Below are 11,223 nucleotides of genomic sequence, written 5' to 3' on the forward strand. Positions count from 1 at the left end.
CCCAACGCGCCGCGCTGGAGGCCGCCCGGGTGCGCATCCACGAAGTGCAGGACGCGCGGCCCTCGCGCCGCGCCCGCGCTCACCAGCTGCTGTACCTGCTGGACAATGCCGAAGACAGCTTCATTGCGCTGGTGGCCGCGGCCGACCTGTTGGAATCGAATGCGCCGCAATGGCTGGGCCGTGGCGCTGGCGCCCATCTTTCCCACGCGCTGCATCGCTATGCCAGCCTGTGCAATGCCATCGCCAGCACTTCGGACCTCAACGACGCCAAGCAGGCGCAGTGCCTGCGCGATCGCCTGGCCCATTACAGCGCCGGCCTGCATGAACTGCGCGGCGGCGCCATGGCGCATGCGCCCGAGCTGGCCACCATGGTGCCGGTGCTGGACCGCCTGCTGCACACCGCGCAGGCCGTGACGCACTCGCTATTCGACCAGGGCGACGCGCCCGCGGCGCCGGCGCGCGTCCGCCTCAGGACCAGCCGCGCGCAAGACGCCTGGCGCGCGTTGCGCCAGAACCTGAGCTTCGAATCCGACGCGTTCCGCCATGCCTTGCGCGTGGGCGTGGGCGCCACCATCGCGGTGGCCCTGTCCAAGACCTTCGCCGTCAACCATGGCTACTGGATGTCGCTGACGCTGGTCTTCATCCTGCAGCCCTATTTCGCCACCACCTGGCAGCGCACCCTGGAACGCGTGGCCGGCAGCGTGGCCGGCGCCATCGGCGCCTCGCTGCTGGGACTGTTCCTCAGCACGCCCCTGTCCGTGGCCCTGGCGGTGCTGCCCATCGCACTGGGCACGTTCGCGGCCCGCACCATCCATTACGCGCTGTTCACGTTTTTCCTGACGTCGCAGTTCGTGCTGGTCACCCATATCCAGCAACCGGAAATCCAGGAACCCATGCTCGCGGCGCTGCGCGCCTTCAACAGCGTGCTGGGCGGTATCCTGGCGCTGCTGGTGGGCTTTCTGGTCTGGCCTGAAAAAGAACCGCGCCAGTTGGCGGGCGCGCTCAGCCTGGCACTGGAACGCCATGCCGCCTACGCGCGCGCCCTGCTCCGGGAAAAAAGCGGCGATGCGCGCGCCGGACAGGACATCGTGGCGCTGCGCCGCATGGCCTGTCTGTCGGCCGACAATGCGCAAGCTTCCTTGCAGCGGCTGCAGCAGAACCCGGTCCATCGCGACCGCAACGTGGGCACGGCGGAAAACCTGCTGAACGCGATGCGCCGCGTCACGGCGGCGGGCACCGTGCTGGAGATACAAGCCGCCCTGCCCGCCGCATCGCCCGCGGCCCAGGCGCTCGCCGCCTATGGTCCAGTGCTGGCGCATGCATTGCATCCGCAGGAGCCCGCGCCGGAATCAGGTGTCCGGCAATTGGCGGTGCCCGCGGCGGTCGCCGCCGGCTATCCGGAGCTGGCGGGCCCCCTGGAGCGCATCGCCCAGCAAGCGCGCCAGTTGCGCCAGCTGCGCGAACGCGTGGAACGGGCGCGGCCCCCAGCCTAGCCTGCCGGTTTGCGCCGGCCCCGCCGAACTGCCGCGGGCTTGACGCGCATCAAGGGCGAAATGGCCGGAAAGCGTAACCATAGAGACATGGCACGCTTAAACAAGGAGGCCTCCATGTATCGCCGCATTTCCGTCCACCTGGATCACGGATTCGACTGCAAACGCCGCATTGAAGCTGCCCTGGCCCTGGCCAAGCGCCACAAGGCCGAGCTGGTCGGCATCTATGCCAACGCCGCACCGCCGCAGTATTACTACGGCGAATCCGTACTCATGTCGCGTTCGCTGGGCATCATCAAGGAATTGCACGCACAAAACCGCGACGCGGTGGAAACTGCCTTTCTGGAGGCTGCTGCCGAAGCGGACGTGCCCGCCTTCATGCGCGCCGGCACCTCCTCGCCCAGCGAGACCGTGGCGCTGCTAGGCCGCACCACCGATCTGATCGTGGTCAGCCAGGAGAACCGCGAAGACGTCGAAGCCGCGCACGAGATCGAGTTCGTCGAGCAGACGCTATTGACGGCGGGCCGGCCGGTGCTGGCGATTCCGTCCAGCGGCGAATTCCCGGTCATCGGCGACCGCGTGCTGTGTTGCTGGGACGGCAGCCGAGAGGCCGCCCGCGCGCTGGCCGATGCCGCGCCTATCCTGCGCCTGGCTTCGCACATGATCGTGTTGACGATGAACGAAGGCGCCGCCAGCCCGAAGCATGAGGCGCCGTTCGAGGACCTGGCGACCTATTGCGTCGCGCAAGGGATGCCGGCGCCCGAGCACGTGCGCCGCGACATCAAGGGCGTCGGCGTGGGCAGCACCATCCTGAATGCCGCCGCCGACCACAGCGCGGACCTGATCGTCATGGGCGCCTATGGCCACAGCAAGCTGCGCCAGTGGGCGCTGGGCGGCGCCACCGCGTCCATCCTGAAGAGCATGACCGTGCCGATCATGTTCTCCCACTAGCCTCTGGCTGCTAGCCCCGGCGCACGGGCGTCAGTACCGGCCGGCCGGCGAAGTGCGCCGTGGCGTTGTCCAGGAACAGCGCCACGGTGGCATGCACGGCCTCGGGCGAGCGCCCCGCGCTGTGCGGGGTCAGCACCACGTTGTCGAGCCCGATGAGCGCCTTGGGGACTTCGGGCTCGCCGTCCACCACGTCCAGGCCCGCGCCCGCAATGCGGCGCCCGGCCAGGGCCGCGATCAGCGCCTGCGTGTCGACCACGCTGCCGCGCGCAATGTTCACCAGATAGCCCTCGGATCCCAGCGCTTCCAGTACCTGGGCATCCACCAGATGGCGTGTGCCCGCCCCGCCCGGCGTGGCCACCACCAAAAAGTCCGACGCCGCGGCCAGCGCGCGCGGGCTGTCGAAATAGGCGTAGCCGGATTCCGGGCGGACGCTGCGGCTGTAATAGCCCACGCTCATGCCGAAGCCCAGGGCGCCGCGCCGGGCGATTTCCAGGCCTATGGTGCCCAGGCCCAGGATGCCCAGGCGCTTGCCCGAGACCTGCGGCCCCATGAAGCCGCTCCAATGGCCCTGCCGCACCGAAGCATCGGCCTGCGGCAGCCGCCGCGCCGCGCCCAGCAGCAGCGCCATGGCATGGTCCGCCACCGAAACCGCGTTGGCGCCTGGACCATGGGTCACCACGATGCCGCGCCCGGCCGCCGCAGCCAGATCGATGTTTTCATAGCCCACGCCCAGGGAACAGGCGATTTCGAGCTTGGGCATCGCCGCGATTTCCTCGGCGTGCAAGCCAGTGGCGCCGCGCGTGAGCACGATGCGGATCTCATGTCCGTGATCGCGGATCGCCTGGGCGCGCGTCGCATCGGTGGGCGCAAAAACCACGCGAAAGCCGCGCGCTTCGATTTCGGGCAGATAGTCCTGCACGCTTTCAATCAGGACAAGCAAGGGGATGGTCATGTCGGGAATGCCGCGCATCGCGGGGGCTGCATAAAAACCCGGCGATCTTACGCCTGGGCCGCGACGCGCGCCACCCGCCGTCCGTCAGGCGGCCGCCTGGCGACGGAACTCGTGCGCGAGCCGCCCGACACGGCTCGCGCATGCGCTACCAAACTGGCCCCGCTACAGCCTCCCGGTCAGCAACATCACGATCAGGACGATCAGCAATATGCCCAGTATGCCGCTGGGGTAGTAGCCCCAGCCGCGGCTATGAGGCCAGGCCGGCACGGCGCCGACCAGCAGAAGGATGAGAATGATCAGCAGGATGGTCGACATGGCGACTCCTCGGTTCTTGTTGGGGTCTGTGAAATCCGGTGGCCCGCGTCAGGGGCTGGGCGGCGTGATTTCCTTGCCAGGAGGCGACAAGGGCGGCAGGTCGACGTCCGGCTCGTCGGTATCCGGATCCACCGGCAGGTCCCCGGGAGGCGAACCGGGCGGTATCGGATCTGGTTTGGGCGGAACGTGCAGATAGTACGAGTACGCGATGTGCATGGCTGTCTCCAGGGAAATCCATACACCCCTCAGCAAGCCGCGTGCCCGAAGTTGCCTGCGTGCCTTCGGAATGGGCACGCCGCATGCTGATCGCAGCGCCCCTGTCTCCTGGCGGACGCAGACGACATGAACTCACGGTCCAAAGTGCCGCGCGCGTCCGTCGGCGCAGCGCTGGTCTATTACGACGACAGCCAGGCAGGCTATACGCGGATTCGCGTCAACGGCAACGCCTTCCACTACATGGATGCGCGCGGCAAGCGCATACGCAGTGCGCGGGAGATCACGCGCATCGACGCCCTGGCGATACCGCCGGCCTATGAACAGGTGTGGATCTGCCCGTCCCCGCTTGGACACCTGCAGGCCACCGGACGCGATGCGCGCGGCCGCAAGCAATACCGCTACCACCCGGATTGGACAGCGGTGCGCGACGCGAGCAAGTACCAAAGCCTCGCGGCATTCGCGCAGACCTTGCCGCGCATCCGGCGCCAGGTCGAGCGCGATCTGCGCACTAACGGCTTATCCCAGAACAAGGTGATAGCCGTACTGGTGCGGCTGCTGGAGGCGACCCTGGTGCGCGTCGGTGCGCGCGAATACGCCAGGGCCAACAAGTCCTATGGCCTGACCACCCTCAAGCGTCGCCACGCCAGCGTCAGCGGGGATCGCTTCCGTTTCCGCTTCCAGGGCAAGAGCGGCGTGGCCCACGACGTCAGTGCGGCGGACCGGCGCGTGGCCCGCGTCATCAAGCGCTGCCTGGACATCCCCGGCCAGCAGCTTTTCCAGTACCTGGATGAGGACGGCGACAGCCATCCGGTCGACTCCGGCGCGGTCAATGCCTACCTGCGCGCGGCGGGCCGGGGCGACTTCACGGCGAAGCACTACCGGACCTGGGCGGGGTCCGTCATGGCCTACGCGGCGCTGCAGAGATGTCCGGCCGACGACGCTGCCCAGGCACAGAAGAATGTGGTGGAAGTGGTCAAACTGGTGGCGCGGCGTTTGGCCAATACACCGGCGGTCTGCCGGGCCTGCTATGTGCACCCGGCCATTCTGGCCGCCTATCTGGAGGGGAGCTTGCCTGCAGCCGCGGCCGCGCCGCAGGCTCCCCGCGGCCTGCACGCCGACGAGCGGCGCCTGCTGTCCTTTCTGCAGTCGCAGGCCGGCGCGGCGTCGCCCGCCATCCAAGGTTCAGAGGATCGATGAGCGCGCGTTCTTGGCCCGTGGCTGCGGCGCGGAACCGTCCGCCCAGTTCGATTCGGTGCGCGTGTCTGCCACGATGCGCTTGTCGCGGGCGGCCTCGTCCGGAGTCGAAGCGTCTGGTTTATCCGGTCTGCGCGGAACATCGACGGCAGAACTCGGCGGCAGTATCTTAGCGTTGTCTTCCGGCCGCTTGCCGGCACGCGCCGGTTTCGCGGATCCAGGTGCGGATGCTGGCTTCATGCGGGACTCCTGGGGTCGCTCCCCGAAGGGAGCCGCCTCCCAATGCTACGGCGGCTGGCTGCAAGGGTCATCGCCGGCCGGCTTCAAATTGCAAGCGGATGTGGCGCTTGGGGCCAGGCATGGCGGTTGCGGCGCGTACCAGGCATCACAAGGAGATGCAATGCGAGACCCAAATTTCGAGCAATGTGTGCAAGCCTGCTACGAATGCGCCGTCGCCTGCGACATATGCGCCTCTGCCTGCCTGCAGGAGAAGCCGGCGCACATGCAGCGCTGCATCGCGCTATGCACCGATTGCGCCGCGGTTTGCCGGCTGTGCGCGGCCATGCTGGCGCGCGATGGCGAGTTCGCCGCCGCCCTGTGCACACTGTGCGCGTTGATGTGCGACGCCTGCGCGCGCGAATGTTCGTCGCACCAGGCAGAGCACTGCCAGGTTTGCGCAGGCGCATGCCTGGGCTGCACGCTGGCCTGCCGCGACATGCTGGAGGCCTGAAACCTCCCGACCCGCCTTGCGGCCGCCCGGGCCGGCCGCAGCGGCGTACTTCCCGCCCGATTGCCAGGAGTTACCGATGGCCTCTACCCATACCCCCCTGCCCTCCGATTTCCCGGAGAACGGCCCGGACAACCGCGGCGCACACAGGCGCGCGCGGCACCCTGAAGCCTGGATCGACGACCTGGAAGCCACGCTCAGCGACACTGCCGCGACCGACATGGAGGCGCTCAAGGCGCGCCTCTCCGAGCAGCTGCACGCGACGCGGCGTAGCCTGCGCGACGCTTCCGACAACGCTGGCGACCTGATGCGGGAGACCATAGACTGCACCGAGGAATATATCCACGCCCGGCCCTGGCAGGCGATCGGCCTGGTAGCCGGCGCGGCATTCCTCTTCGGCGTGGTGGTCGGACGGCAGTAGTCACGCGTGCAGGGCCAGCCAGCCACGCCATTTGCCCGACGGAGGGCAAGGCTCCTGTGCATCCGGAAACGCGAGCGAGCAAAAGGCGGCTCGCCGCGCGTACTCTCATTTGGCCGGCGCGATCGACGCGGGCGCCTGGCGGGACGCGGGCGAAACGGCTGGCGCCTCTCCCTTGACGGCCGGCTGGATCTTGTCGGGGTCGGCCGGCGGAGTGCCCTGCAGCTTGCGGGCCATGGCCAGATGCCCGGCTAGCATGGGCAGAGAGCGCGCAGCGAAGTCTCGCACCTGCGGATCCTTGGACTCTCGCGCCGCAGTCTCGAACAGGCGGTTGGCCATCGTGTGCGCATCCATCGCCGCCTTTTCGATGTAAAGCGCATCGAAGTCCGATCCGGTCCTGTTGCTCAGTTGTTCCAGAGTGCCACGGTCGGGCTCGGACGGTTCGGTCGGCAGCTTCACTTGTTCGCTCGCTGCCAGGGTCCTCAGTTCGGCATTCATGGCGCGATGCTGCTCCAGCATCTTCGCCGCGAACGCCTTGACGTCGCTATCGCCGGCGCGCTTTTTCGCCAGTTCAGCAGCCTCCACCTCGAACATCCCCGACCCCGCCGCAGCCTGCAGGAAGCGCGCCTCCGGCTCTGCCAATTCCTGCGCCCGCACACCGCTCAGCACGCCTGGCGCGATCAGCAGGCAAATCGCGACGATGATGCCGCACATCCAAGTCGTCTTCTTCATATCGTGCTCCCGCAACGCTAGTCCGGAGGTGATGCGCCTCATTGCCAGCAACTGCCATGCCCGCGCCGGGCACGGCGCTTGCTGTGGCGTGGCGAGCGGCCTGGCCCGGCAGGCACAGGCAGCCGCCCGCAGTCCCGCCCACCCGCATCCTGCGCAAAGGACAGCTCCCATGGACATGCCCGGCAACAATGAAGATTTTTCCGAACGGGAAGACGAGTCGGCGCCGCCGCCGATGGCTCCAGAAACGCGCAGCCTGTCTATCCTGGACTGGTCGGCATTGATCGCGGTGGTGGCTGGCGGCCTGAACACCGGCCTGATCGCCGCGGTGGACCTGGACGTGTTCGCCAAGATACTACCCACGGCCGCAGCCACCCGCGGCGTCTACGGCTTGATCGGACTGGCCGCGCTATACAGCGTCGTGCTGCTCTTCAGGCTGGGTGAACAACCCGATTGAGAACGTCGCAAGACCACTACTTGGTGCCAGGACGCTTGCCCGGATACTGGCCGCCTTCCTCGTACTCCGCACCCTTGTCATTGGGCTTCCTGTCCGATTCGCGCTTGGGCGCGGCGGGCGGCTTGCCGAAGCCGGGCTTGTCCGTGCCGAATTGGCCGCTGCGATGCGCGGCCTCGGTTTCCGTATGCGGCGCATTGGCCTTGCCATGTCCCGCATCTGCCTTTCCGTGGTCTGTCCGCTTGGTTTCCATGTTCGTATCCCCGGCTCGTTGAATGGATGTGGCAGGTGCTCGCATCGGCAACGCCTGCCGTTTGGCGCCGAGCAAGCGCCATGCCCGGCCGATGCGGGAACGGCGCTTGCTTGCGCATGACGCCAGGCCCGGGCGATGCCGGGCCCCCATCCAAGGAGTCAACCATGAATTTGTCCCGAGTCGTTCTCCCCGCGGTCGCCCTGAGTCTCTCGGCGCTGGCCTTCCAGGCCCAGGCGCAAACCGCGCAAGGCGGCACCACCGCCGTGCGCAGCAACGAGCAGATCGACAACCAGTACAAGCTGGACAAGAAGCATTGCGATGGCATGAAGGGCAACCAGAAAGACGTCTGCCAGCAGCAAGCCGAAGCCACGCGCGACAAGGCCCGGGCCGATGCCAAGGCCGGCAAGGAAAAGGCCGAAGCCTCGCATGACGCGGCCAAGACGCGCAACGACGCCGACTACAAGGTAGGCAAGGAGAAATGCGACGGCATGTCCGGCAACGCCAAGGACGCCTGCATGGCGGACCTGAAAACGCGGTACGGCAAATGAAGTCAGGACCGGCCCTGTTTCCCGGCAGACGCCGCGGCGGGCGCATCCGCGTCCGCCGCGGCGTATTCCTCCAGCCGGTTGTACAGCGTCTTGGGGCTGATGCCGAGCACTGCGGCGGCCTGCTTCTTCACGCCGTTGCAACGCTCGAGCGTCGCCAGGATCAGGCGCCGGTCCGCCTCCGCCAGCGTTTCCCCGACGGGCACGCTCACTTGGCCGCCCGCGCCATCGCCGGTCGGCGACACCCGCGGCGTCAGCATGTCCACCTCCAGCGTGTCGCCTTCCGCCATGATGAAGGCGCGGCGCACGTAGTTCTTGAGTTCCCGTACATTGCCGGGCCACCCGTACTGCTGCAGCGCCGCCACTGCGCGCGGCGAGAATTGCTTGTTCTTGCCCGCCTCCTGGTTCAGCCCTTGCAGGAAGCGGTTGGCGAGGAACAGGATGTCGTCGCCGCGTTCGCGCAGCGCGGGCAGCTTGATGGGGAAGACGCTCAGACGGTAGTAGAGATCTTCACGCAACTTGCCTTCCCTGACCGCCTGCTCGGGATCCCGGTTGGTGGCGGCGACAATCCGGATGTCGCAAGCGATCTCCCGATTGGTGCCCACCCGCATGAACTGCCCCGTTTCCAGCACGCGCAGCAGCTTCACCTGCAGATCCAGCGGCATTTCGGTCACCTCGTCCAGGAACAGGGTGCCGCCGTCGGCGCGCTCGAAGTAGCCTTTGTGCTGGCGATCGGCGCCAGTGAAGCTGCCGCGCTCGTGCCCGAACATTTCGCTTTCGATCAGATTGGGCGAGATCGCCCCGCAGTTCACCGCGATCAGCGGGCGCTGGCGGCGCGCGCTGAGTTCATGGATGGCGTGCGCGGCCAGTTCCTTGCCTGTGCCGCTCTCGCCGATCAGCAAGGTCGTAACGTTGGTGGGCGCCACGCGGCCGATCTGGCGGTAGACATCCTGCATGCAGGGGGATGCGCCGTACATCCTGCCATAGCGCCCCGGTTCCTCGAATGGCGCGCCCGCAGGGTCGCTGCCTGAGTTCGCGCTTACGCGCGCGAAGATGCCATTCAGGCGTTCCATGCAGATGGGCTTGACGAGGTAGTCGGTCGCTCCCAGGCGCAGCGCCTGGACCGCGTTGTCCACGGTACCGTGTCCGGTCATCACCACGACCTCGGCGCTGGCGGCAGCCTCGTTCTTGAAGATGTCCATGCCGCTGCCTTCGGGCAGGCGGATATCCGTCAGCACCAAGTCGGGCGCGTGCCGTTCGAGCTGGATCAGCGCGTCCTTGACGCTCGCGGCCAGCGCCACGGAAAACCCGTTCTCGCGGCCGATTTCGGCCAGGGTTTCGCGTATCGTGGGGTCGTCGTCAACGATCAGCAAATGGGGCATGCCTACTCCGTATCGCGAATGTTGCGCTCAGCTACCGAGCATAGCGACAACGGCCGGCAGCGGGGTAAATGTTCGATACTTTCCATCAACGTTTTCGTATGCTTGCAAATCGTCGCATCCCGGACCGCTGCGTCCCTCTAGCATGGTCGGATGCGCATGGCCCCGGGCCGGGCCAAGGAATCAGCATGGCGAATCGCACCCCCAACGCCGCGCGCGTAACGGCGTCCGCGCCTCCGGGCGTACTCATGGATGTATCTGGCCTTTCCCCCGTGATGCAGAAGCTGGGCGCGCAGCTGCAGCTGGCAGCCGCCACCGACGCCAGCGTCTTCATCGTGGGCGAAAGCGGCACCGGCAAGGAAATCGTCGCGCGCGCCATCCACGACGCGAGCGAGCGCCGCGCGCAGCCCTTTGTCGCCGTCAACTGCGGCGCCATCAGCGGCAGCCTGGCGCACGCTGAACTATTCGGCCATGAGAAAGGCAGCTTCACCGGCGCGGTGGCCCAGAACGCGGGCTACTTCGAATATGCCAGCGGCGGGACGCTGTTCCTGGACGAAGTGACTGAAATGCCGCCAGACCTGCAGGTGAATTTCCTGCGCGTGCTCGAGGCCGGCACCTACCAGCGCGTAGGCGGCTCCGATCTGCTGCGCGCCAACGTGCGCATCATCTGCGCCAGCAACCGCGATCCTCTCGCCTCGGTCGCCGAAGGCCGTCTGCGCCAGGACTTCCTCCACCGCCTGCTGGTGATCCCGCTGCGCGTGCCGCCCCTGCGAGAACGTGGCGACGACGCGATGGTGCTGGCGCACTGGTTCCTGGACACCCTGAATACGGCGCATGGCACCCAGAAAACCTTCAGCCCCGGCATGCTGGAAGCGATCTCCCGGCACGATTGGCCCGGCAACGTGCGTGAACTGCGCAATGCAGTGCAGCGTGCCTACATCCTGGCGGACGACGTGCTGGCGGCCGACCTGCTGCCGCGCTCCCGCGACGAGCCGCGGGCCACCGTCAGCAATGGCGCACTGACATTCCCCGTCGGCATGCCGCTGGACGAGGCGCAGCGGGCGTTCATACTCGCGACCTTGGCGCATCACTCGGGCGACAAGCGCATTGCCGCCGAGACGCTGGGGCTCAGCCTGAAGACGCTCTACAACCGTCTGGACGGCTACGAGAAGGACGGGCAGGACAGCGTCGGCCCCTGATTTCCGTGAACCGGGCGGCATTTCTTACCGGCGCCTTGTAATACTGAGGCAGCGGGCGGACACGATTCCCCCGCCCTGCCCGCTGCGGGGACTTGGCACGGTCTTTGCTTAAGTTTCTGGATGGGCTGCCCATCGGCAGCCGCTGTCCAGGAGACTCGATTGGTCTACCCCACGCAAGAATTGCGCCTGCGCCAGCAGATGACGCTGGCGCCGCGACTGCAGCAATCCGTCAAGCTGTTGCAGATGACCGCGCTGGAATTCACCACCGCGGTCGAGCAGGCCCTGGCCAGCAATCCGTTCCTGGAAGACGCCGATGAGCAGGAGGCTGAACAGAGCCCTGCCATGGCGGTCTTTCCTCCCGCCGCCGACGCCGGCGATCCTGCCGCGCCAGACCCCGCGCC

At 67.3% G+C, this 11,223-nt stretch carries 15 protein-coding genes and 1 pseudogene; 9 read left to right on the forward strand and 7 right to left on the reverse strand.

Annotated features, from left to right (window positions below; genetic code table 11):
• Positions 1-1,493 (forward strand): FUSC family protein (locus VIR09_RS26510; protein ID WP_332015571.1); only part of this gene is annotated, 1,493 nt, incomplete at its 5' end.
• A gap of 114 nt (positions 1,494-1,607) precedes the next feature.
• Positions 1,608-2,441, forward strand: a complete 834-nt coding sequence (locus VIR09_RS26515) for a universal stress protein (protein WP_332015572.1) — start codon at positions 1,608-1,610, stop codon at positions 2,439-2,441.
• A 10-nt stretch (positions 2,442-2,451) separates the two neighbouring features.
• Here VIR09_RS26515 and VIR09_RS26520 read toward each other — a convergent pair whose 3' ends face one another.
• From VIR09_RS26520 to VIR09_RS26530, 3 genes are all read right to left on the reverse strand, one after another.
• Positions 2,452-3,393, reverse strand: coding sequence for a 2-hydroxyacid dehydrogenase (locus tag VIR09_RS26520; protein ID WP_332015582.1), 942 nt, complete (start codon positions 3,391-3,393; stop codon positions 2,452-2,454).
• Between the two features lie 162 nt (positions 3,394-3,555).
• Positions 3,556-3,708, reverse strand: coding sequence for a DUF3309 family protein (locus VIR09_RS26525; protein WP_013393887.1), 153 nt, complete (start codon positions 3,706-3,708; stop codon positions 3,556-3,558).
• A gap of 48 nt (positions 3,709-3,756) precedes the next feature.
• Complete coding sequence (locus VIR09_RS26530; RefSeq protein ID WP_013393888.1) at positions 3,757-3,924, reverse strand: hypothetical protein; 168 nt, start codon at positions 3,922-3,924, stop codon at positions 3,757-3,759.
• Between the two features lie 126 nt (positions 3,925-4,050).
• On the opposite strand from VIR09_RS26530, the gene VIR09_RS26535 reads away from it, so the two are divergent.
• Positions 4,051-5,121, forward strand: coding sequence for a DNA topoisomerase IB (locus VIR09_RS26535; protein ID WP_332015573.1), 1,071 nt, complete (start codon positions 4,051-4,053; stop codon positions 5,119-5,121).
• On the opposite strand, the gene VIR09_RS26540 is transcribed toward VIR09_RS26535, so the two are convergent.
• The gene (locus tag VIR09_RS26540) at positions 5,107-5,358 is read right to left on the reverse strand and encodes a hypothetical protein (protein ID WP_332015574.1); all 252 of its coding nucleotides are present in this window, start codon (positions 5,356-5,358) and stop codon (positions 5,107-5,109) included. The genes VIR09_RS26535 and VIR09_RS26540 overlap by 15 nt on opposite strands.
• A gap of 160 nt (positions 5,359-5,518) precedes the next feature.
• Here VIR09_RS26540 and VIR09_RS26545 point away from each other — a divergent pair, with 160 nt between their 5' ends.
• Positions 5,519-5,848: a four-helix bundle copper-binding protein gene (locus VIR09_RS26545; protein WP_332015575.1), complete on the forward strand. Its 330-nt coding sequence runs from the start codon at positions 5,519-5,521 to the stop codon at positions 5,846-5,848.
• Positions 5,849-5,924: 76 nt separating this feature from the next.
• Positions 5,925-6,266, forward strand: coding sequence for a DUF883 family protein (locus VIR09_RS26550; protein ID WP_332015576.1), 342 nt, complete (start codon positions 5,925-5,927; stop codon positions 6,264-6,266).
• Positions 6,267-6,371: 105 nt separating this feature from the next.
• On the opposite strand, the gene VIR09_RS26555 is transcribed toward VIR09_RS26550, so the two are convergent.
• Positions 6,372-7,037, reverse strand: a complete 666-nt coding sequence (locus VIR09_RS26555) for a DUF4142 domain-containing protein (protein WP_332015577.1) — start codon at positions 7,035-7,037, stop codon at positions 6,372-6,374.
• A gap of 127 nt (positions 7,038-7,164) precedes the next feature.
• Here VIR09_RS26555 and VIR09_RS26560 point away from each other — a divergent pair, with 127 nt between their 5' ends.
• Positions 7,165-7,449, forward strand: a complete 285-nt coding sequence (locus tag VIR09_RS26560) for a DUF378 domain-containing protein (protein ID WP_332015578.1) — start codon at positions 7,165-7,167, stop codon at positions 7,447-7,449.
• Between the two features lie 16 nt (positions 7,450-7,465).
• Here VIR09_RS26560 and VIR09_RS26565 read toward each other — a convergent pair whose 3' ends face one another.
• Positions 7,466-7,699: a hypothetical protein gene (locus tag VIR09_RS26565; protein ID WP_332015579.1), complete on the reverse strand. Its 234-nt coding sequence runs from the start codon at positions 7,697-7,699 to the stop codon at positions 7,466-7,468.
• A gap of 164 nt (positions 7,700-7,863) precedes the next feature.
• On the opposite strand from VIR09_RS26565, the gene VIR09_RS26570 reads away from it, so the two are divergent.
• Positions 7,864-8,247, forward strand: coding sequence for a hypothetical protein (locus VIR09_RS26570; RefSeq protein WP_332015580.1), 384 nt, complete (start codon positions 7,864-7,866; stop codon positions 8,245-8,247).
• Between the two features lie 2 nt (positions 8,248-8,249).
• On the opposite strand, the gene VIR09_RS26575 is transcribed toward VIR09_RS26570, so the two are convergent.
• The gene (locus VIR09_RS26575; protein WP_332015581.1) at positions 8,250-9,626 is read right to left on the reverse strand and encodes a sigma-54 dependent transcriptional regulator; all 1,377 of its coding nucleotides are present in this window, start codon (positions 9,624-9,626) and stop codon (positions 8,250-8,252) included.
• 185 nt (positions 9,627-9,811) lie between these two features.
• On the opposite strand from VIR09_RS26575, the gene VIR09_RS26580 reads away from it, so the two are divergent.
• A complete protein-coding gene (locus VIR09_RS26580) occupies positions 9,812-10,822 on the forward strand; it encodes a sigma-54 interaction domain-containing protein (RefSeq protein WP_414639468.1) in 1,011 nt (336 codons plus the stop codon).
• A 120-nt stretch (positions 10,823-10,942) separates the two neighbouring features.
• Positions 10,943-11,223: pseudogene (locus VIR09_RS26585) on the forward strand (RNA polymerase factor sigma-54); the annotation flags it as partial.

It is taken from the genome of Achromobacter sp., assembly GCF_036567245.1.
In the GTDB taxonomy this organism is placed as follows: domain Bacteria; phylum Pseudomonadota; class Gammaproteobacteria; order Burkholderiales; family Burkholderiaceae_B; genus Achromobacter.